Source organism: Hyphomicrobiales bacterium (assembly GCA_002869065.1).
GTDB lineage: Bacteria > Pseudomonadota > Alphaproteobacteria > Rhizobiales > Rhodobiaceae > Rhodobium.
Window position 1 is genome coordinate 474,884 of the sequence record PKTR01000001.1, and the last position, 23,292, is coordinate 498,175.

Below are 23,292 nucleotides of genomic sequence, written 5' to 3' on the forward strand. Positions count from 1 at the left end.
ATTGGAATTATCGGGATGCGGCGAGGGTAGGCATGACCGAGATAATTGGTTTGAGCGGCAACACCCAACCTTCCGCTGAAGACGACTCCTTCGAAACAATTGAAGATGTTGCGTTCAACGGGAATGTGCTCGAGGACAATGGCTTCGGTGCCGATACCGATGCTGACGGGGATAGCTTCACAGTCGTCTCGGTCAATGGTCAAAGCGCGGATGTTGGCAGCCAGATCACGCTCGCATCAGGCGCGCTGCTAACCCTCAATGCCGATAGCACGTTTGCCTACGATCCCAATGGCGCCTTTGAGGGCATTCCCGAGGGCGCGGCCGGTACCGACAGTTTCACCTATTCAATATCCGACGGAAATGGTGGGACTGACACGGCGAGCGTTACCGTGACGGTCGCAGACAAAAACGACGCTCCCAGTTTCAACGTGCAGAGCGGCTTCACCGATACGACGCTCGGCGGGGACACTGCCACCGATCGCTTTGGCTGGTCGGTCGCGAGTGCCGGCGACGTCGACAACGATGGCTTCGACGATGTCATCATTGGCGAACCGTACGCGGGCAGCGCTCATGTCGTGTCCGGCGCGACCGGCGAGACGCTTTTCACATTGGTTCGCGACGGAAATGAACGTTACGTTGGCTACTCCGTCGCATCTGCCACTGACATCGACAATGACGGCCATGATGATCTGATTGTCGGTTCCTACAGCACTGTGAAGATTGTTTCCGGCGCGACCGGCGAGACTCTCAGAACCATCTTTGGCGATTCCGACTCCCGCTATTTCGGATACTCCGTTGCTTCGGCCGGCGATGTCGACGGTGACGGCATCGCCGATGTGATCATCGGTACGCCGAACGATCGCAGCAATGGGACAGATGCGGGCAGCGTTCAGGTCGTTTCCGGCGCAACCGGTGAGACGCTCTATTCCTACGATGGCTATACCTACATGGCCTCCGACTACACAGAAACGGTCGGAGTGGAATTGGGTTTTTCGGTTGCCGGGCTGGGCGACGTTAATGATGACGGTTATGCCGATTTTGCCATCGGCTCGCCGAAGGACACCGAAAACGGCGATTATTCCGGGACGGTCGAGGTGTTCTCGGGTGCCACTGGCGAAGTACTTTATTCGGTTTATGGCGACGATATCGGCGATCGGTTCGGCTACACCATCGCGAATATGGGCGATCTTGATGGCGACGGACGCGACGATCTCGCCATTGGCGCGCCGTATGACGACAACAACGCGAGTAGTTCTGGAAGAATAAGCTTGGTTTCTGGTGCGACCGGGGAGGTCATCAACACTATCGATGGTAGCGATGCTCGGGACGCCTATGGCAAAGTCATCGCAAATGCCGGCGATGTCGACGGTGATGGTCGCGCCGATCTGATCATTGGCGTCCCTTATAGCAACGACAATTGGAGCGGCTCAGGGCAGGCGTTCGTTGTTTCGAGTGCCACCGGAGAAGTGTTGTACACCTTCAATGGTGAAGACCCGTACGATCATTTCGGCTGGGCTGTCGCCGGTGCCGGCGACGTAAACGGAGACGGGTTTGCAGATCTGATCGTCGGGGCACCGTGGGACGATGATGGCGAAAAGGGCGGAAGCGCCCGGCTTATAACCTCGATCAGCGGCTCGTCGGTCGATGCCGATGTGGTGTATGCGCAGGGCGGTCGGGCGGTCGTACTTGATGCCGATGCAACGGTCTCCGATGCCGAGCTCGATGCCCTCAACAATGGCGATGGTGACTATAGTGGTGCGCGCCTGACCCTTGCCCGTGAGGGTGGGGCGAATGCTGACGATGATTTCAGTTTCGACACATCAGGTTTGCCGCTCTTCATCGTCAACGGCAATGTTCTCGAAGTCGACGGCAACGCGGTCGCGACCATCAGCGAAGCTGACGGTACGCTGCAGATCGATTTCACCAGCACCAACGGGTCCATTCCGACCAGCGCGATCGTTGCCGATGTCATGCAGCGCATCAGCTATGAGAACGCATCGGACGAGTCGCTCGTCAGCATCGAAATCAGTTGGACATTCAATGATGACGGCGCTTCCGGCGCCTCGGTGACCGGTTCGACGACAGTGCATCTCGACCAGGCGCCGAATGCCGAAGACGACCAGTTCTCCATCGCGCAGAACGGGTCGGTGAACGGCAATCTCTTCGTTGACAATGGTGCCGGCGCGGACCTCGATGCCGACGGGGAAGCGTTGACAGTGACGGCGGTGAAAGGAGGTTCGGCGAGCCACCTCGTGCTGCCATCGGGCGCACTGCTGACCGTCGAGGCCGATGGAACGTTCGCCTACGATGCCAACGGTGCCTTTGATGCGTTGTCGGAAGGGCAGACCGGCACGGACAGCTTTACCTACACCGTGTCCGACGAGACCGGTGGGACGGACACCGCCACCGTGACGATTTCGGTTGCCGGAACCAACGATGCGCCCACCTTTGACAGCTTTCAGGGGTTTGCTGAAACTGCGGTTATTAACGGTGAGATCGGAGGGGAGGGGCTCGGCATTTCCGTCGCATCAGCCGGCGACGTCGACGGGGACGGTTATGCCGATCTCGTGATCGGCGCTGCAAGCGACGAATACGGAAACAATTCGGGGAGCGCTCGTGTTGTTTCCGGCGGCTCAGGCGAAACTCTGTACACCTTTTACGGCGGTGGTGAATGGGAACGTCTTGGCATATCGGTCGCCGGCGCTGGTGATGTAAACGGCGACGGCTATGCCGACATCATCATCGGCATCCCGGGCGACGATACGAACGGCGAAGATACCGGCGCGGCGCAGGTGATCTCTGGCGCGACCGGCGAGACGCTCTTCACGGTCCACGAATACGGCTACTATCCCGAGTTCGGATCAGCCGTGGCGGGCGCCGGTGACGTCGATGGCGACGGATATGACGATGTTATCGTCGGCGCATATTCAGCAGACTACACAGGCGATGAATCGGGAATGGCGAAGGTCTTTTCCGGCGCTACCGGCGAGATTCTCTATACATTTTACGGCTATGAGGCTTGGGACGACAGTTACTCGGGCTCTCACTTGGGGTATTCCGTGGCGGGCGCAGGAGATGTCGATGCCGATGGACATGCCGACCTGATCATTGGTGCGCCTTGGTATAGCGATCGCTGGTATAATGCGGGACTGGTACAGGTCATATCCGGCGCCACCGGCGATGCCATCTACGAACTCTCTGGCGATGCCTACGATGGCATTGGTCAATCGGTTGCCGAACTCGGTGATGTCAACGGCGACGGGGTCACCGATCTGATCGCTGGCGCGCCGGGCGACGACAGCAACGGCTCTGGCTCGGGAAGCGTTTTTGTCATTTCCGGCGCGACCGGTGAGACGCTTTACACTGTCGGCGGCGCTTCCGGTACGGAATTCCTTGGCGACACCGTTGTTGCTCTGGGTGATATCGACGGCGACGGTTGCGCGGATTTCGCCGCAAACAATTACATTTTCACGACCATAGAGGGCGAGGTCGGAAACCACAGTGTTGTCAGGGTTTTCTCTGGAGCCACCGGCGAGGAGCTGTTCTCCTTCGAAGGCGAATATCCACACGACTCCTTTGGATATTCTCTTGCTGGCCTCGGCGACATCAATGGTGACGGGTATGGCGATTTGGTCCTTGGATACCCGGGCGACGACACCAACGGGGAGAATGCGGGCAGCGTCCGAATAATGTCATCCGTTGCCGCTTCCTCGGTTGATGATGCGAACGCGTTTTATACCTCCGGCGCCGAGCCGATCATACTTAATCCCGATGCCACGGTTTCAGATGCGGAACTCGACGGACTGAACAATGGCGACGGCGACTATGGCGGCGCGCGTCTGACGCTTGCCTGCGACGGCGGCGCAGACGTCGAAGATGTGTTCGGCTTCGACATGTCCGGCTCGCCGCTGTTCACGGTGAACGGCGATACGCTCGAGGCCGCAGGCGCTGTTGTCGCCACGATCAGCAACGCCGACGGCGCGCTGCAGATCGATTTCACCAATGCCAATGGCGCAATCCCCACCCAGGCAACCGTCGAAGATGTGATGCAGCGCATCACCTACGCGAATACCGCGAGCGACGGGGCAGGAAGCGTTGCCATCCGCTGGACGTTCAACGACAACGGCGATGCCGGCCAGTCTGTCACCGCAGTGATGAATGTCGACATCATCTCGGCATCGGATGCGCCAATCGCGAATGACGATGCCATTTCGACCGATGAACTCACCGCCGTCAGCGGCAATGTCTTGACGGACAATGCCTGTGGCGCAGACAGCGACCCCAACGGCGATGCTATCAGCGTTGTGGCGGTCAATGGCGAAACGGATAGCGTTGGCGATCGCGTCATCCTGCCGTCCGGCGCCTACCTCACGCTCAACGCCGATGGCAGCTTCGACTACGATTCCAACGGCGCTTTCTTGAGCACGCCGGAAGGGGAAACCTCTTCCGACAGTTTCACTTACACGATCTCCGACGGTAACGGCGGCACCGACACCGCAACAGTCAATTTGACCATTGATGGGGTGAATACTGCGCCGTACGCCTATAACGACGGTTTTAAAACGGACGCCGAAACGATCGTTGCCGATAACGTCATAGTGGGCGCTGGCATGCGTCGCTCCGACACTGATCTCGACGGCGATAGCATCAGCGTCATCGAGGTTGACCACCAGGTCGCTAACGTTGGTAGCCAGATTACGCTGCATTCAGGCGCGTTGCTGACCCTCAATGCCGACGGCACCTTTGTCTATGATCCGAACGGTCAGTTTGACGACCTCGGCGCCGGCCATTTTTACGATGAGAGCATTTCCTACACGATCGCCGATAGCCATGGCGCGACCGCCACAGGCTACGCGAGCTTCTGGGTGAACGGGATCAACGATGCGCCGACAGCATATGATGACGAATTTTGGACCCGCGAGAACACCGCGTTCATAGAGAACGTCATCGAAGGTTGGGAGAGCGGTATTGTGGATACCGACCCCAACCATGACTACATTCACGTTGTCGAAATCAACGGCGGCACGGTAGGCGTCGGCAGCGAAGTCACGCTCGCCTCGGGCGCGCTGCTCACGATCATTACGAATGGCGACATTTACTACGATCCGAACGGCCAGTTCGAGAGTCTTGGGGTCGGGGATTCCACAACAGATTCATTCGTCTATACGATTTCCGACGGCAACGGCGGGACAGACACGGCGACGGCGACGGTCACGATCAACGGCGAAAACGACGCTCCTGTTGCCAATGACGACGCCATCACGACGGACGAGGACACGGCGGTAACCGGCAATGTTTTGTCGGAAAATGGAAACGGTGCCGACAGCGATCCGGATGCCAGTGACATTCTGAGGGTTTCCGAGGTCAACGGTGAAGCGGCCAGTGTCGGCAGCCAGGTTACACTCGCATCGGGCGCGCTGCTGATACTTAACGCCGATGGGACCTTCGACTACGACCCGAACGGGCAGTTCGAGGACCTGAAAGACGGCGAAACGGCTACCGATACCTTCAGCTACACGGTCTCAGATGGAAATGGTGGAGCGGACACCGCGACGGCGACAGTCACGATCGCGGGTCTGAATGAGGCTCCTGTTGCCAATGACGACGCCATCACGACGGACGAAGATACAGCCGTTACCGGCAATGTCTTCGCCGACAATGGCAATGGCGCCGACAACGATCCCGACACCAATGACAGCCTGGCCGTCACGCACATCAATGGCAATGCGGCCGACATCGGCAGCCAGACTACGCTCGCATCGGGCGCGCTTCTGACCCTCAACGCCGACGGAACCTTCGACTACAACCCGAACGGTCAGTTCGGAAGCCTTGGCGCCGGAGAAACCGCAACGGATTCCTTCAGTTACACCGTCTCCGACGGCAATGGCGGCGCAGACACGGCGACGGCGACGGTCACGATCAACGGTGAGAACGACGCGCCGACGGCGCAGGACGACGCCATCACGACGGACGAGGACACGGCCGTTACTGGCAATGTCTTCGCCGACAATGGCAATGGCGCCGACAGCGATCCCGACGCCAATGACAGCCTGACCGTCACCGGGGTCAATGGCAATGCGGCCGACATCGGTAGCCAGACTACGCTCGCATCGGGCGCGCTGCTGACGCTCAACGCCGACGGCACCTTCGCCTACGATCCGAACGGTCGGTTCGAGGGCCTCGGCACCGGTGAGTCCGCAACGGATTCCTTCACTTACACCGTCTCCGACGGCAACGGCGGGACAGACACCGCGACGACGACGGTCACGATTTCGGGTGTCTCGGAACGCATTGTGGGAACCAACGGCGATGACTTTCTAACAAGCCAATTTGGCAATCTCCTCGTATTGGGTCTCGAAGGCAACGATACGCTGCAGGGATACGAATCTGGCGATACGCTCGACGGTGGCGCTGGCATCGACACGTGGAAGCGCGGTTCAGACTGGGAAGATGGCGTCGGCATTCACGTCGATATGGCCCTGGTTTCTTCGGCCGAAGGTCAAACCTTCTCAAACGGAACGGTCGTGAGAAACATCGAGGCCGTGACCAACCTCGGGCTCTCAGTATACGAAGACAGCAGCTTCACCGATTTCGGAACACACGATGACTTCTATGTCATGTCCGGTTATGGCGATGACACCATGTCCAGCTCGGGCGGCGACGACTGGTTTTTCGCGAATGAAGGTGTCGATACGCTAATTGTCGATTGGTCGCATCAGGTAGAAACGGTCGTGTTTTTCGTCAATGCCCGTTGGGATGGATACAGTACCTCGCGTGCCACGGCGCAAGTCCTTGACGGAGTGGAAGAAGACCACGTTGAAGCCTTCGGATTCGAGATATTCGACATAACGAGCGGAAGTGGCAACGACGACTTCGTCTTGGACGAATTTGGCTACGTTTCCGAGGACGGAACGGCTGTTTTCCCGGTGGGTTCCTACTCAGACACCATCGACGGCGGTGCAGGTGTCGACAGAATCTATTTTTCTGGAAATCGCGCCGACTACAGTGTCGAACAATCCGGCGAATGGTTTCTCGTTACACGCCATGCGAGCGGTGTCGTAGATCATTTCACGAATTTCGAGATTTTCGAGTTCGCGGATACCGTTCAGACGGTCGATGAGGTCGCCCTCTTCAATTCACCGTACGATCTCACGCTCGATGTGACGTCGCTCGACGAGAACACCGCGACGGGCACCCTTGTCGGGACGATCAGTGTTAGCGATCCGGACGAGGGCGACAGCCACAGCTTCACGTTGCTCGACGATGCCGGTGGCGCGTTCACAATCGGCAGCGACGGCACGCTCTGGGTCGCCGACGGGTCTGCGCTCGACTTCGAGACGTATTATGGCTCCCTCGACATCACAGTCGAGGTTACGGACAGCTCTGGCCTGACCTATTCCGAGACCCTGACAATTTCCATCAACGACGTGGTCGGCGAACTGCTGGTCGGCACCGACGGGGACGACACGCTTAGGGGCAACGTTGGCGATGATATGTTTTACGGCGCTGCCGGCGCCGACTCGCTGCGTTCCGGTGCCGACAATGACGCCCTCTATGGCGGTGAGGGGAATGATACGCTCGACGGCGGAACCGGCAACGACACCCTTGTCGGCGACAGCGGCTCCGATTCACTGAACGGTGGCAGTGGAACCGACACGGCGTCTTTCTCGGGCAATCGCGGCGACTACCGGGTCAGTACGTCCGGGTCTGCAGTCCTTGTTGAGCATATCGTGAGCGGCGATATCGACACGGTCCTGAACGTAGAGCGGTTCGTTTTTGACGATGCCATCCAGACCGCCGACGAGGTCATCCACGACGCGCCTGCGGATATGACGCTCGACGTCGCATCGGTCGACGAGAACGCCGCTACGGGCACTCTGGTAGGGACGATCAGCGTCACCGATCCGGATCAGGACGACAGCCACAGCTTTGCGATGCTCGACAATGCCGGTGGCGCGTTCACGATCGACAATGACGGCAGGCTCACCGTCGCCGACGGATCGTTGCTCGACTTCGACAGCCACCCAACCCTCGATATCACGGTCGAGGTGACCGACGGCGCCGGCCTGACCTATTCCGAGACCTTCACTGTGGCAGTCGCCGATGTAAATCACGCCCCCACGGCGCAGGACGACGTCATCTCGACGGACGAGGGCACGGCCGTTTCCGGCAACGTCTTTGCGGACAATGGCAACGGCGTCGACAGCGATCCGGACGCAAATGACAGCCTGACCGTCACCGCGGTCAATGGTAGAGCGGCAAGCGTTGGCAACCGGATTGCCTTGTCGTCGGGCGCGCTGCTGACGCTCAACGCCGATGGCACCTTCGCCTACGATCCGAACGGTCGGTTCGAGGGCCTCGGCACCGGTGAATCTGCAACGGATTCCTTCACTTACATCGTCTCCGACGGCAACGGCGGGACAGACACGGCTACGGTGACGGTCACGATCAACGGCGAGAACGACGCCCCGGTGGTCGACGCTGACATCGACGACCGCACAGGCACGGCGGGGCAGGCGCTGTCTTTCGTGGTTCCGGCGGGAACGTTCTCGGATATCGATGGCGATACGCTGACTGTCTCCGCGACGCTCGCGGGCGGGGCCTCGCTGCCATCATGGCTTGTTTTCGACGGGCGGACCTTTAGCGGCACGCCGGAAGACGCCGCCGCGGGCGAGTATGAGATCGCCGTCGTCGCCGACGATGGCAATGGCGGTACGGTCAGAACGACGTTCACGCTGACGATCGATCCCATCGATCCTGTCGAGCCGATTTCCGGAACCGACGGCGATGACGTTGAGACCGGGCTTGGCGGGAATGACAACCTGCTTGGGTTGGACGGCGACGATACGCTTGTTGGCGCCGGGGGGCAGGACCGTATTTTGGGCGGCACCGGCAGCGACGAACTGCGCGGCGGCGCCGACTCCGACACGCTCGGCGGCGGCGGCGGAGCCGATACGCTCTTTGGCGGCACCGGTGCGGACAGCCTGTTTGGCGGTGGTGGCGCTGACACGCTGAGGGGCGGCGCTGATGCCGACACCCTGAGCGGCGGCGCGGGCAACGACAAGCTGATCGGGGGTGCCGGAGCCGACTCGCTGAACGGCAATCTCGGTAACGATACCCTGAGCGGCGGCGCAGGTGGGGATAGGCTCGACGGAGGATTTGGAGCCGACCGGCTGTACGGAGGGAATGACAACGACGTCCTGCGCGGCGGGACCGGCGACGATTTCCTGAACGGTGGGTCCGGCAGCGATGTTCTGCGCGGCGGCGCCGGCAACGATGTCCTGCGCGGCGGAACCGGCGGCAATCGGCTGTTCGGCGGAGAGGGATCCGATCGCTTCGTCTTTTCCGATGGATTCGGACGCGACCGGATCGCCGACTTCACACTCGGTGAAGACATAATCGACCTGCGGCAGATGTCAGGTGTCGACGAGTTCGCCGATCTGGAGATCCGCAGTACCGTTCACGGGCATCTTGTGATCGATTTGGGCGCCGACGCGATCGTACTCGTCGGGTTGGCCGGGCACACACTCGACGCCGATGATTTCCTGATTTGAGCCTTGCGGGTCATAGGGCCGGTGAGCGCGGCCGCCAGCCGGAGCGCCACGTCGCGTCGAACAGGCCGCTGGCGCGGCTGCACGCCATTTCCTGACCTCGACACGAACAACGTGTCGCCTCGGGCCCGTCGCGGCGCGGGCTGGTGCTTCTCCCGCTGCATCCGGATGCGTTGACGGCGACACGGTGGAAACGGTGTCACGCCCTGCCGGCAAAGAAAAGGCGCACGTTTTTATTGCGGTTCAGAAAGTATAATAATCCTCAAGATCCTCGCTTGGTAATCCCGTTAGCGAGTGGAGATCGTCTATAATTTTGTGGCGAGCAGGTATTTATCAGATAGACATTCTGTCATTGTGAAAAAAACATCATTTACGTCTTGCCACGCGACGAAAAAATTCGGCGCACAAGCAAAAGAGTCGGCAGCTAAAGGATTGACGTTATGCCTAACGTCCTTGGTACTTAGCGGCCCGATCGCTTGAAAGGTACCGCGACGAACGATCGGATCCTAGCCTATGCCGGCGACGATAGGGCCTTTGGGTTCGATGGATTTGATAGAATTTTAGGGGGCGATGGCAGCGACACTCTTTTCGGAAACGCTGACAACGACGTACTGTTTGGCGGCGCGGGGCAGGACTCGCTCGTCGGCGGGTCTGGCGACGATACGCTCGCCGGAGGGCCGGGCACCGACGATACGCTGGACGGCGGCGCGGGCACCGATCTTGCGGTGTTCGCGGGTGATGCGGCCGACTATTTCATCGTCTCGCTGCCCGGCGGCACGTCCATCAGCGTCGCGCATACCAATGGAACGGATTCCGCAATCCTGACCGATATCGAGCTGATCAAGTTCGGCGATAGCGCGACAATCTTCGATATCAGCGATTTCCTCTGACGTCTCGTTCATCGGGCGATGCAGCACACACGCCCTCCGGCCCGATACGGGGCCGGATCGGGGTGCGATGCGAACGCAGCAGGGCCGTACGCTCACACAATTCAGTGGGGCCGTACGCTCACACACAGTGTGTGCGCGGTGTGCCAAGCGTTTTGGCGGAAGTATCGATTGAAGAAATTCGGCTAAGGTCTTGAAGAAAGTTGGCTGGGGAACCTGGATTCGAACCAGGACCGACGGAGTCAGAGTCCGCTGTTCTACCGTTAAACTATTCCCCATCACCTTCATGCGCGAAGCGTGATGCACGCTGACTTGGTCGTCATGCGCAGTGCCATCTTCCTGAGAGGAAAGAGTGGCTCCCCGGGCCGGACTCGAACCAGCGACCCAGCGGTTAACAGCCGCTTGCTCTACCAACTGAGCTACCGGGGAACAGATCGCGTTACCGATCGGTGACGCCGTATATCAAATCGAAGTTGGCCTTGCCAAGCCCGTTTTGCGTTTTTTCTGCCTGCGATTGAAAATCGATGAGCCGGCGCTGGTTTCGCCGCATTTCGCCCCCATATCGGCGGGATCGCAGGTCACCCGTGAAATTCACCGGCCAAGTTTGGGAAAGTGATGTCGAAGATCCGCTTCAGAAACACCACCGTGAAACTGCCGGCATCGCGTATGGTGAGGATGATCATCGGCTTTTCGCTGATCCTGGGCGGTCTGCTTGGCTTCCTTCCGGTGCTCGGCTTCTGGATGATTCCGCTCGGCGTTCTCGTGCTCTCGGTTGATCTCGCTCCGGTGCGGCGTCTGCGCCGCCGGGTTGAGGTCTGGTGGGAGAAACGCCGCCGGGCAAACGGCAAGGTGCCGACGAACGAATCTCGGGCCGTTTCCAACAAGTGACGTGCGAACGGTCGTGCCGACGGCCCTGATATAAGACCGCCGCGGCGGCGTTTTGCGCTACCGATCCCTGTGTGGGTCATTGCTTGCCTCGTTCTCGGGCGCGCGCTAACAGGTTTTTCGTGGCGGTTCGCCTGACGTCTTCGGGCTATGGCGATGAAACGCGCAGGCGGTCCGTCCGCCATGCGCACCATGCGATTCCCGGCAGGGCGCGCCTTTTCTCTTCGAACGGTAGAGCGATGTCGAACGACCATCCCCCCCGAGAAACAGCAAGCGTCCTTGTCGTTGGGGGTGCCCGTTCGGGAAAGAGCCGATTCGCCGAACGTCTCGTCGCTGATTCTGGGCGCGAACGCGTTTACCTCGCCACCGCCACGCCTGGCGATGGGGAGATGGCGGACCGCATCGCGCGCCATCGGGCGCGACGCGACGATAACTGGCTGACCGTCGAAGAGCCGCTCGAGCTGGTGTCGGCGCTTGCCCGGGAAGCGGTTGCGGGCAGGGCGGTTCTCGTCGACTGCGTGACGTTGTGGCTGTCGAACCTGTCTATGAATGAGCGCGACGTCGAAAGGGAGGTTGCGGCTCTTGTCGACCTCATTCCCCGCCTCGATGCGGCCGTCGTCTTCGTTTCCAACGAACTCGGCTCGGGCATCGTCCCGGCGAATGCTCTGGCGCGCTCGTTCCGCGACATGCAGGGCAGGTTGAATCAGGCGCTTGCCGAGGCGTGCGAGCGGGTAGTCCTCGTGGTCGCCGGCCAGCCGTTGCTGCTGAAACCGCAGCGCGAGGAAATCCGGCTGTAAACCATCACGGGCGCCCAGAAATGCCCGGTGACGCAAAGTAACGCCCGGTGACGCAAAGTGCTCCCGGTAGGGCCCAGCCGCCCGACCATGCCGGCGTGGGAGCCCGTGCAAGAGCTCGCTTCACACGACTTGTCAGCTGGATAGCGGTGATCGGCGTCGCGGAACGCTGCGCCGGATAACGGGAATCCCGAAAGACGCGCACACGGTCGGCGCGAAAATCGGATGTCGAATGTCGGGGAAAATTATGGAGGCCACGCCCGGAATCGAACCGGGGTATACGGATTTGCAGTCCGCTGCGTCACCACTCCGCCACGTGGCCTTCGCGGCGTCATATCAACCAGTTACCCGACGTTGTCAACACCGTGTTCTACCGAGGGGCGGCAGTTCCGGTTTTTTTGCCGTTTACGGACTGTATTGGCAAAGAAAGGAAAAACCTCGGACCACAATGGTTTGCACGTTACAGCCGCATGTGACGACAAAACGCATCCTTTCATGAGTGAGCGTTTTTCGTCGTGCGGGCCGCCGATTTCCGCGCGAAGATGTTGCGCTTCGGTGTCGGCATCGGTGTCATCATGGCAGCGCGGGCCGACGCGGCCGGACCGCGAATCCCCGACACTCGCGGCGCGCCCTGGCGAGGATCCCGAGACAGGGAGAAACAAATGGCGCGCCATGGTCTGTGCTCGTGCCGTCGGGTCGCCGATGCCGTGTTCACGAAGCGCTCCACAGCCCTTGCCACAGCCCGGCCCGGTCGTTAATGAACGGTTAAGGCTGCGCTGCGGCGAAGGTGGTACTGCACCGCACCGTGGTCTATCGCGTGCCTTTAGTCCGCAAGCCTTCAAGCCGGTGAGGGAGAGAATGGTCGATTTTGCCACGGCTCGCACGAAGATGGTGGACAACCAGCTTCGCACTTTCGATGTCAACACACCCGAGGTGCTGGACGCCATGGGCGCGGTGCCGCGGGAATCCTTCGTGCCGGTCGGCAAGCGGCCGCTCGCCTACATCGATGAAGATCTCGCTCTCAACGGCAATGGTGCGGCCGATCGCTTCCTGATGAAGCCGGCCCTGTTCGCCAAGATGGTGAAGACCGTTGAGGTGGCCCCCGACGACATCGTTCTCGTAATCGGTTGCGGCACCGGTTATTCGGCAGCCGTACTCGCCAAGATGGCAAGCTCGGTCGTGGCGCTGGAAAGCGATGCGGACCTCGCCGCGACGGCCAGCCAGGTCCTCGTCGATCTCGGCTTCGACAATGTCGCCGTTGTCGAGGGGCCGCTGCAGGACGGCTGGAAGCAGGAAGCGCCGTATGACGTCATTCTCGTCGAAGGCGCGGTCGAGGCCTTGCCGGCGGCTCTGCTGGAGCAGCTGAAAGACGGTGGCCGTCTGATCGCCGTCGAAGGGCATGGCAACGCGGCAACCGCGGTGCTCTACATCCGCAGCGGCGACGAAGCGCCCGGGCGCGCGGCGTTCAACGCGTCCGTCAAGCCCTTGCCGGGCTTCAGCAAAGAACCGGAATTCGTTTTCTAGGACGTGCCGGCGCCGGCGGTGGTTTCTCTGCCGGCGAACCAGATGGTGTTGCGGCGTTGTTGCATGGACGCCGCACCACACGGGCAAATGCGGTTTGTGCAGGGAACGTGTGTTCCGAAGTCTCCGGCGCTTCTCTATGATGCCGGCTTGTTTTTCAGGACCAGCACGGTCGTGCGTACCGGGCTGAGCCGAATGAGGTGGGTGACGTTGTGATGCGGTATGCTCGAGTTGCGATAGCGATCGGGATGGTCGTCGGGATGGCTATGCCTGCTTCGGCCTTTTCCCTGAAAGACGCGCTTGAGGCGGCCTACAGCAACAATCCGACGTTGAATTCGGCCCGCGCGCAGTTGCGTTCGGTCGACGAGAACGTGCCGCTGGCGAAGTCCGCGGGACGGCCGCAGATCTTCGGCTCGGTCGATACCTCCGCGCAGCGCTACTACTCGCCGCTTTCCGGCAACATCCACACCGAATCCTTCGGCATTGGCCTGACCCTGCAGCAAACGCTGTTCCGCGGCTATCGCACGCAGAACTCGATCAAGCAGGCGAAGTCGGCCGTTCAAGCCCAGCGCCAGTCGCTGCGCAGCACCGAGCAGGATGTCTTGCTCGACGCCGCTGCGGCGTTCATGAACGTCATTCGCGACACCGCGATCGTCAATCTTCGCCGCAGCGATCTGGAGTTCCTTGTTCAGCAGGTCCAGGCCGCGCGCGATCGTTTCGACGTGGGCGAGGGCACCCGAACCGACGTTTCGCAGGCCGAGGCCCGCCGCAGCGCCGCCCAGTCGGCGCTCAACCTCGCCATGGCCAATGTCAACGCCAGCCGCGCTATTTTCGAGCAGGTCGTCGGCGTCAAGCCGGCGTCGCTCGCGACCCGCCGCGCAATCAACGAAAACTGGCTGCCGCGGTCGCTGAACGGCGCGCTGGAATCCGGTCTTGGCGGTCATCCCGCCGTTCTGGCCGCCACCCACAACATCGATGCGGCGATCTACAACGCCAAGGTCATCGAGGGTGAGCTGCTGCCGACCGTCACGCTCGAAGCCGGCGTCGAACACCGCAACAACAACTCCAATTCGCTGTCGACCGCGAGCCGCATTCAAAGCGGTTCTATCACCGGCCGAGTGACCATTCCGCTGTATCAGGGCGGTGGCGTCTCGGCGCGGGTCCGTCAGGCGAAGGAAGACCTCGGCTATGCCCGCCTGCAGGCCGACGTCCTGCGCGATCAGGTGCGTGCCGCCGTCGTTGCCGCATGGGGTTCGCATCAGGCCGCCGAAGCCTCGATCATTGCAGCGCGCGCGCAGGTTGCCGCCTCGCAGATCGCCCTGAACGGCGTTCTGGAAGAACAGAAGGTCGGCCAGCGTACGACTCTCGATGTCCTCGATTCGCAGCGCGAGCTGGTTGATGCCCGCGTCTCGCTGGTGACGGCGGAACGCGACCGCATCGTCGCCGCGTACAATCTTCTGTCGGCGTCGGGCCGGCTGTCGGCCAACCATCTCGGCCTGTCGGTCAGGTACTACAATCCGAAAGAGCACTACGAGAAGGTCGAGGACAAATGGTTCGGCCTGCGTACGCCGGACGGTCGCTGAGACCTGAACCCGTTGCAGCGATAGCGGCTGGCACTTGCCGCTGAAGAACACGGCGCCACGGCATTGCCGGCGCCGTTTTGTTCGCCGGCTCTGGTTTTCTCGCCGTTTTACAACGACGTTGCGTAATCACACGCCCGGTTTTCTCAGTATTTCCGTTCGTTGCCGCCTTGGTGCGCGAATACTGTGTACCAACGCCTTCGCGGGATTCCTTCAAGAGTTGGCGCGGTATAGTATTCCATGAAGCGAATCGTCTCCGCGTCCGGCGATTCCCCGTCATTTGACGCACGCACGAGGAAGGCAATGGCCAACGTCAACCAGGATCAAGAGCCATCGATGGAAGAGATCCTGGCTTCTATCCGCCGGATCATTTCCGATGATGATGCTGACGGTGGCGCGGCAAAGGCCGATGCCAAGGAGGAGATGTCCCAGGACGATCTCGACGCGCTTTTTGATGCGCCCGAGCCCGCGGCCGAAGAGCCGATGTCGCAAGACGATCTCGACGCGCTTTTTGATGCTCCTGAGCCGGCCGCCGAAGAACCGATGTCGCAGGACGACCTCGACGCGCTGTTCGACGGCGACGGCGGTGACGATTCCGGTGGCGAGGATGTGCTCGACCTGACCGAAGATCTGGCGGTTGAGGACGATCTCGACATGACGCCGGACGAATCCGATATTGCGTTCGCCGAGCCGGAACCCGAGCCCGAACCGGAGCCGGTTGTCGCGGAAGAGCCGATCATCGAAGCCGCGATGGATGCGGTTATCGACGAGGTCGTCGACGGCGAACAGCTGTTGTCCGCGCAGAGCGATGCTGCCGCTTCGGCCGCATTCGCCAACCTGGCCAATACCATCCTGTCGAACAACGCCCGCACACTCGAGGACCTCGTGCGCGAGATGCTGCGGCCGATGCTCAAGACCTGGCTCGATGACAATTTGCCGACGCTCGTCGAGCGCTTGGTCCGTCAGGAAATCGAACGCGTCTCGCGCGGCCGCTGATCGCACAGCGATCGCGGTGGACCCTCGCAATACGCGGCTTTTCGTCCACGGCGCAGGCAAAAACGGCCTGTCTGCTCGGCATTTGGCCGTTTCCTGCCCTTCCTCATGTTGACTTGTTCGCGGCCAAGCGCTTTACCAGCGCGACGGACGATCGACACGACTGCCGGAAGAAATTTCATGCTCGACAAGACCTACGATGCAGCGGCCGTTGAGCCGCGGATTTACGCCGAATGGGAAGACACGGCCGCGTTTCGCGCCGCCGCCGCCGCCAAGGAAGGCGAAGACGCCTACTGCATCGTCATTCCGCCGCCGAACGTAACCGGCTCGCTGCATATGGGCCACGCGCTCAACAACACGCTGCAGGACATCCTGGTCCGCATGCAGCGCATGCGCGGCCGCGACGTGTTGTGGCAGCCCGGTACCGATCACGCCGGCATCGCCACCCAGATGGTCGTCGAACGCCAGCTGATGGAGCGCCAGCTTCCCGGCCGCCGCGATATGGGCCGCAACGCCTTTGTCGACCGTGTCTGGGAGTGGAAGGCCGAATCCGGCGGCACCATCATCAACCAGCTGAAACGCCTTGGCGCCTCCTGCGACTGGAGCCGCGAACGTTTCACCATGGATGAGGGCCTGTCGCGGGCCGTGCTCGAAGTTTTCGTGACCCTGTTCCACGAGGGGCTGATTTACAAGGACAAGCGCCTCGTTAACTGGGATCCGAAACTGCACACCGCGATTTCCGATCTCGAAGTGCAGCAGATCGAGACCAAGGGCCATCTCTGGCACTTCCGCTACCCGATCGAGGGCGAGGAGGGCCGCTACATCATCGTTGCGACGACCCGCCCCGAGACCATGCTCGGCGACACCGCCGTCGCGGTTCACCCCGATGACGAGCGCTACAAGGACCTGATCGGCAAGCATGTCGTGCTGCCGCTGGTCGGCCGCCGCATCCCGATCGTCGGCGACGAGTACGCCGATCCCGAGACCGGCTCGGGCGCGGTGAAGATCACGCCGGCGCACGACTTCAACGACTTCGAGGTCGGCAAGCGCCACGATCTGCCGATGATCAACGTGCTCGACGAGGAAGCCAACATGTTCCTCGCCGGCAACGAGGACATGCTGCGCGGCGTCACCCCGTCCGACGAGCTGAACGAGACGTTGACGCTCGACGGCATCGATCGTTTCACCGCCCGCAAGCGGATCGTCGAGATGATGGACGAGCGCGGCCTGCTCGATCAGATCGAGGATCACACCCACATGGTGCCGCATGGCGACCGTGGCGGCGTGCCGATCGAACCGTTCCTGACCGACCAGTGGTATGTCGACGCCAACACGCTCGCCAAGCCGGCGATCGCGTCGGTGCGCGAGGGCCGTACGACCTTCGTGCCGAAGAACTGGGAAAAGACCTATTTCGAGTGGATGGAGAACATCCAGCCCTGGTGCATCTCGCGCCAGCTCTGGTGGGGTCACCAGATCCCGGCCTGGTACGGCCCGGATGGCGCGGTGTTCGTCGAGCGTGCCGAGGAAGCGGCGCTGAAGGCTGCCGCCGAGCACTTCGGCAAGCCGGTTGCCGTCACCGACCGCGAAACCGCGCTCGCCGAATGGAAAGAGACCGACGGCAAGGGCGGCGACACCATCTCGCTCTACCGCGACGAGGACGTGCTCGACACCTGGTTATCGTCCGCGCTGTGGCCGTTTTCGACGCTCGGCTGGCCGGACAAGACGCCGGAACTCGCGCGCTACTACCAGACAGACGTGCTGGTCACCGGCTTCGACATCATCTTCTTCTGGGTCGCCCGGATGATGATGATGGGCCTTCACTTCATGAAGGAAGAGCCGTTCCACACGGTCTACATCCACGCCCTCGTTCGCGACGAGAAGGGCGCCAAGATGTCGAAGTCGAAGGGCAACGTCATCGACCCGCTCGAACTGATCGACGAGTATGGCGCCGACGCGGTGCGTTTCACGCTCGCCGCCATGGCCGCACAAGGCCGCGATATCAAGCTCGCCGCTTCGCGCGTTGCAGGTTATCGCAATTTCGCGACCAAGCTGTGGAACGCGGCGCGCTTTGCCGAAATGAACGAGTGCGCGCGCACCGCCGACTTCGACCCGAAGGCCGTCACCGGCACTGTCAATCGTTGGATCGTGGTCGAGACCGCGCGTACCGCAAAGGCCGTCACCGAAGCACTCGACACCTATCGCTTCAACGAGGCGGCCGGCGCGCTCTACCGCTTCGTCTGGAACACCTTCTGCGACTGGCACCTGGAACTCGCCAAGCCGATCTTCGGTGGCGAGGACGAGGCGGCGAAGGCCGAGACGCGGGCAACGACCGCCTGGGTGCTCGACCGCATCCTCGTCATGCTGCACCCGTTCATGCCGTTCATCACCGAAGAGCTGTGGCAGCGCACCGGCGAGAACGGTCCGGCGCGCGAGACCATGCTCATTCACGCGTCCTGGCCGGACTTCGATATCGAGGACACCGGCGCGGCGGACGAGATCAACTGGCTGGTCGACATGATTGGTGCGGTGCGCTCGGTTCGTGCCGAAATGAACGTGCCGCCGGGCGCCGAAGTGCCGCTGACCCTGGTCGGTGCCGATGACACCATCAGGGCGCGTCTGGAAACCCACCGCGCGGCACTTGAGCGGCTCGCCCGCGTCAAGCCTATCGACCTCGCCGATGCCGCACCGAAGGGCACCGCGCAGATCGTCGTTGGCGACATGACCGCCTGCCTGACGCTTGCCGGTGTCATCGACCTCGATGCCGAGCGCGGTCGCCTCGCCAAGGAGATCGACAAGATCGAGAAGGACGTCGCGCGCATCGACAAGAAGCTGTCGAACGAGCAGTTTCTCGCCAAGGCGCCCGACGAGGTGGTCGAGGCCGAACGCGAGAAGCGCGATGAAGCCCTGCAGCGCAAGGAGAAGGTCGAGCAGGCCCTGAGCCGGCTCGCCGAACTCGGCTGACGCCGAAGCCGCAATACGCTGACTGATCAAAAAGGGCCGGGGACTTTCCCGGCCCTTTTTCATTGTCTGCACACCAAAAAGAAAAGCCGGGGCATCGCTGCCCCGGCTTTCCGGTGTTTGAGGTCGGATCCGGTGAGACGGATTAGACCGAGTAGTACATGTCGAACTCGACCGGGTGCGGCGTGTGATCGTAGCGGATGACTTCTTCCATCTTCAGCTCGATATACGCGTCGATCTGGTCGTCGTCGAAGACGCCGCCGGCCTTGAGGTACTCGCGGTCGGCATCGAGGCTCTCGAGGGCTTCACGCAGCGAGGCCGCAACCGTCGGGATCTCCTGCAGCTCTGCCGCCGGCAGGTCGTAGAGGTTCTTGTCCATCGGATCGCCCGGATGGATCTTGTTCTTGATGCCGTCGAGGCCGGCCATCAGCATGGCGGTGAAGGCCAGGTACGGGTTCGCCGCCGGATCCGGGAAGCGGATCTCGATGCGCTTGGCTTTCGGCGAGGTCGCGAACGGGATACGGCAGGAAGCCGAACGGTTGCGAGCCGAGTAGGCGAGGAGCACCGGAGCCTCGTAGCCCGGGACGAGACGCTTGTAGGAGTTCGTCGACGGGTTGGTGAAGGCGTTGAGCGACTTGGCGTGCTTCAGGATGCCGCCGATGTAGTACAGGCAGTCTTCCGACAGGTCGGCGTACTGGTTACCGGCGAAGACCGGCTTGCCTTCCTTCCAGATCGACTGGTGGCAGTGCATGCCCGTGCCGTTGTCGCCATAGACCGGCTTCGGCATGAAGGTAGCGGACTTGCCATAGGCGTTGGCAACCTGATGGACGACGTACTTGTAGATCTGCATCTGGTCGGCCATGAAGGTCATGGTGTTGAACATCATGCCGAGTTCGTGCTGGGCAGCCGCCACTTCGTGGTGGTGCTTTTCGACCGTGACGCCCATCTCGGCCATCACCGAGAGCATCTCGGAGCGCATGTCCTGTGCGGAGTCGATCGGCGGGACCGGGAAGTAGCCGCCCTTGGTGCGCGGACGGTGGCCGAGGTTGCCGCTGTCGTATTCCGAACCCATGTTCGACGGCAGTTCGATCGAGTCGAGCTGGAAGCCGGTGTCATACGGGTCGACCGAGAAGCGGACGTCGTCGAAGACGAAGAATTCGGCTTCCGGACCGAACGAGATGGTGTCGCCGATGCCGGTCGACTTCAGGTAGGCTTCAGCGCGCTTGGCGGTCATGCGCGGGTCGCGGTTGTAGCCCTCGCCGGTGCCCGGATCGAGAATGTCGCAGAAGATCGCCATGGTGGACTGGCCGAAGAACGGGTCCATGTGGGCCGATTCCGGATCCATCATCAGCGTCATGTCGGACTCGTTGATCGCCTTCCAGCCGGCGATCGAGGAGCCGTCGAACATGATGCCTTCGGCGAAGGCGTCTTCGTCGATCATGCCGGCATCCATGGTCAGATGCTGCATCTTGCCGCGCGGATCGGTGAAGCGGACGTCCACGTACTTGACGTCGTCGTCTTTGATTCTCTTCAGGACATCACTGGCAGTGGTCATATTGTGATCCTCTATCTTTAAGGGAGTTGTGTTGATCTGTTGGCCCGAACGGATCGCCGGCCGGAATGCCGACGCTTCGCCGTTCATTGGAGCTGTGTTCTGGTCAGACCGCCTCGAGCCCGGTTTCGCCGGTGCGGATACGGATGGCTTCCTCGACGTTCGAGACGAAGATCTTGCCATCGCCGATGCGCCCGGTGGCGGCCGCGTTGCGAATGGCGTCGACCGCCTTTTCAACCAGATCGTCAGCAAGGACGATCTCGATTTTCACCTTCGGCAGAAAGTCTACGACATATTCGGCGCCGCGATAGAGCTCGGTATGCCCTTTCTGTCGGCCGAACCCCTTGGCTTCGATAACGGTGATGCCCTGCAATCCGACTTCCTGCAGCGCTTCCTTCACTTCATCGAGCTTGAAGGGTTTGATGATCGCCTCGATTTTTTTCATAGCCTCCGCCTTTTCGAGTGCAGTCCCGGACACGGCCCCTTCGACCGATCCGCCGCAAAGCTAGCACGCTCCGTGCCAACTCGCAGGGGGATTGTTTTTCGGCATTTCGCCGCAGTTTTTGCCGGAATAAATGCCGCTTTTCGTTTTGAATGCGGAAATCGAAGGCGAAAAAATAGGCAAATGAATAAAAAATAGACAATGATTGCCAGGGGCGCCGATGGAACCCTTTTCGACAGTCAGTTTGACCCCGAGCGTCGGTGATGAATTGCTAGGTGGTTTGTGGCGCGGTTTTCATCAATTCGCTTGTGTGCCCTGCGGCATGACGCGCGCAAATTTCCAAAACGTTCCGTCAAGGGGATGCGCGGAGTATGGTTCCAGGCGCGGATCCGGAGTCGCGGCGTGGTCAGGCCATGTTAGGCGCCGCACCTCCGGTTTTCGGCAGTGAAGGACTTGCACGAAATGAACGAACTTTTGACGTCGACGGAAATGGGCAAGGCGGATCGGCTGGCGATCGAAGGCGGTATTCCCGGAACCGAACTGATGGAAGCGGCAGGCCGCGCCGTTGCCGAGGGTTTCCTGCGCGCGTTCCCTGACGCAAGCCGCATCGTTGTTCTCGCGGGGCCGGGCAACAATGGTGGCGACGGATATGTCGCCGCGCGCTATCTGGCTGAAGCCGATCGCAGTGTCACGGTGGCTGTCCTTGGCGACCCTGCAAAGCTCACCGGCGACGCGGCCTGGGCACGCGACGGCTGGCGCGGCGACGTGGTGCCGGCGACGCCGTTGTGCCTGACCGGGGCAGGGGGCGTTATCGATGCCCTGTTCGGCGCCGGCCTGACGCGCCCGATCGAGGGGGAGGCCGCGGAACTGGTCGAGGCGGTAAATGCATCCGGTCTGCCAGTTCTGGCGGTCGATTTGCCGAGCGGAATCAGCGGTGAAACGGGCAAGGCGCAGGGCGTGGCGATCAGGGCCGAGGCCACAGTCACGTTCTTTCGCAAGAAGCCGGGCCACCTGCTGCTGCCGGGCCGGATCGCCTGCGGTGCGGTGAGCGTGCACGACATTGGAATTCCTGCCGCCGTGCTCTCTTCGATTGCCGTTCAAACATTCGAGAATGGACCCGCGCAGTGGCTGGACGACTGGCGGCCGCCGATGCTCGATGGCCACAAGTATGACCGCGGCCATGCCGTTGTGGTCTCCGGGACGGCAACCGCGACCGGCGCGGCACGGCTTGCTGCCGGCGCCGCCTTGCGCGCGGGCGCAGGCCTGGTCACCGTTGCCTCGCCGCCAGATGCGCTCGCCGTCAATGCGCACCATCTGACCGCGATCATGTTGCGTTCCTTTGTCGGCGCCGAAGGGCTCGCGGCGCTGCTGTCCGACAAGCGCTTGAACGCCGTCGCACTTGGGCCGGCACTCGGTGTCGGCGCAGAGACCCGCCGGCTTGTCGCCGCCGCCCTTGATGGCCGGCGCGACGTCGTGCTGGATGCCGATGCGCTGACCAGCTTTGCCGCCAAGCCGGCCGAGCTGTTTGCCCTCATCGCGGCGCAACCGGATCGCGCGGTGGTCATGACCCCGCATGACGGTGAGTTCGCCCGTCTCTTCCCGGATATCGCCGAGGCTGCCGGCTCAAAGATCGAAGGTGCGAGGGCGGCTGCCGCCCGCAGCGGCGCGACTGTCGTGCTGAAGGGCGCCGACACCGTCATCGCCAGCCCCGAGGGCGTGGCGCTCGTCAATGCCAATGCGCCGGCCTGGCTGGCAACGGCAGGCGCCGGCGATGTCCTTGCCGGCATCGTCGCGGGCCTGTTGGCGCAGGGCATGCCGGGTCTGGCGGCGGCTGGCATGGCGGTCTGGCTGCACGGTGAAACTGCCAGCCAATTCGGCTCCGGCATGATCGCGGAGGACCTCGCACCGGCATTGCCTGCCGTGCTCGGCGGGCTCGCCAGCCTGCGCACGGGCGCACCGGCCAATACGTCAGCTTGACAACACCCCTCACACAATGGTTCACGCAGGGCCGATCCGAACGGCTTGGCCGCTCCGTTGCCGCATCGCGTGCGGGGTGGCTGCAGATGAGGCAATTGCGGCGGAAAGATTGGACTTTTTCCCTTTGAAGCGTTCAAAGGGGGTGATATAGA

At 61.6% G+C, this 23,292-nt stretch carries 11 protein-coding genes and 3 tRNA genes; 9 read left to right on the forward strand and 5 right to left on the reverse strand.

Features of this window, described 5'->3' with window-relative positions:
- Positions 1–32: 32 nt before the first annotated feature.
- Both C0606_02125 and C0606_02130 read left to right on the forward strand, forming a co-directional pair.
- On the forward strand, positions 33–9,554 hold the full coding sequence (locus C0606_02125; GenBank protein ID PLX39346.1) for a hypothetical protein: 9,522 nt from the start codon (positions 33–35) through the stop codon (positions 9,552–9,554).
- Positions 9,555–10,027: 473 nt separating this feature from the next.
- On the forward strand, positions 10,028–10,441 hold the full coding sequence (locus tag C0606_02130; GenBank protein PLX39347.1) for a hypothetical protein: 414 nt from the start codon (positions 10,028–10,030) through the stop codon (positions 10,439–10,441).
- Between the two features lie 201 nt (positions 10,442–10,642).
- Here C0606_02130 and C0606_02135 read toward each other — a convergent pair.
- Both C0606_02135 and C0606_02140 read right to left on the reverse strand, forming a co-directional pair.
- A tRNA-Gln gene (locus tag C0606_02135) sits at positions 10,643–10,716 on the reverse strand.
- Positions 10,717–10,791: 75 nt separating this feature from the next.
- A tRNA-Asn gene (locus tag C0606_02140) sits at positions 10,792–10,867 on the reverse strand.
- A 186-nt stretch (positions 10,868–11,053) separates the two neighbouring features.
- On the opposite strand from C0606_02140, the gene C0606_02145 reads away from it, so the two are divergent.
- Both C0606_02145 and C0606_02150 read left to right on the forward strand, forming a co-directional pair.
- Entirely contained in the window at positions 11,054–11,326 is a 273-nt protein-coding gene (locus C0606_02145; GenBank protein PLX39348.1) for a hypothetical protein, read from the forward strand.
- Between the two features lie 236 nt (positions 11,327–11,562).
- A complete protein-coding gene (locus C0606_02150) occupies positions 11,563–12,120 on the forward strand; it encodes a bifunctional adenosylcobinamide kinase/adenosylcobinamide-phosphate guanylyltransferase (GenBank protein ID PLX39349.1) in 558 nt (185 codons plus the stop codon).
- Positions 12,121–12,365: 245 nt separating this feature from the next.
- On the opposite strand, the gene C0606_02155 is transcribed toward C0606_02150, so the two are convergent.
- A tRNA-Cys gene (locus C0606_02155) sits at positions 12,366–12,439 on the reverse strand.
- A gap of 536 nt (positions 12,440–12,975) precedes the next feature.
- Between C0606_02155 and C0606_02160 the strand changes: the two genes are divergently transcribed.
- The 4 genes from C0606_02160 (at position 12,976) to C0606_02175 (ending at position 19,172) form a co-directional block, all read left to right on the forward strand.
- On the forward strand, positions 12,976–13,641 hold the full coding sequence (locus tag C0606_02160; GenBank protein ID PLX39350.1) for a protein-L-isoaspartate O-methyltransferase: 666 nt from the start codon (positions 12,976–12,978) through the stop codon (positions 13,639–13,641).
- Between the two features lie 212 nt (positions 13,642–13,853).
- Positions 13,854–15,221 (forward strand): type I secretion protein TolC, encoded by a 1,368-nt coding sequence (locus C0606_02165; protein PLX39351.1) that lies wholly within the window; start codon positions 13,854–13,856, stop codon positions 15,219–15,221.
- A 300-nt stretch (positions 15,222–15,521) separates the two neighbouring features.
- Entirely contained in the window at positions 15,522–16,214 is a 693-nt protein-coding gene (locus tag C0606_02170) for a DUF2497 domain-containing protein (protein PLX39352.1), read from the forward strand.
- Positions 16,215–16,391: 177 nt separating this feature from the next.
- Complete coding sequence (locus C0606_02175; GenBank protein PLX39353.1) at positions 16,392–19,172, forward strand: valine--tRNA ligase; 2,781 nt, start codon at positions 16,392–16,394, stop codon at positions 19,170–19,172.
- Between the two features lie 142 nt (positions 19,173–19,314).
- Here the strand turns inward: C0606_02175 and glnA are convergent, their stop codons facing one another.
- Together glnA and C0606_02185 are read right to left on the reverse strand one after the other, a co-directional pair.
- A complete protein-coding gene (gene glnA, locus C0606_02180; protein PLX39354.1) occupies positions 19,315–20,724 on the reverse strand; it encodes a type I glutamate--ammonia ligase in 1,410 nt (469 codons plus the stop codon).
- A 103-nt stretch (positions 20,725–20,827) separates the two neighbouring features.
- Complete coding sequence (locus C0606_02185; protein PLX39355.1) at positions 20,828–21,166, reverse strand: transcriptional regulator; 339 nt, start codon at positions 21,164–21,166, stop codon at positions 20,828–20,830.
- Positions 21,167–21,625: 459 nt separating this feature from the next.
- Here C0606_02185 and C0606_02190 point away from each other — a divergent pair, with 459 nt between their 5' ends.
- Positions 21,626–23,140, forward strand: a complete 1,515-nt coding sequence (locus C0606_02190) for a bifunctional ADP-dependent NAD(P)H-hydrate dehydratase/NAD(P)H-hydrate epimerase (GenBank protein ID PLX39356.1) — start codon at positions 21,626–21,628, stop codon at positions 23,138–23,140.
- Positions 23,141–23,292 lie beyond the last annotated feature (152 nt).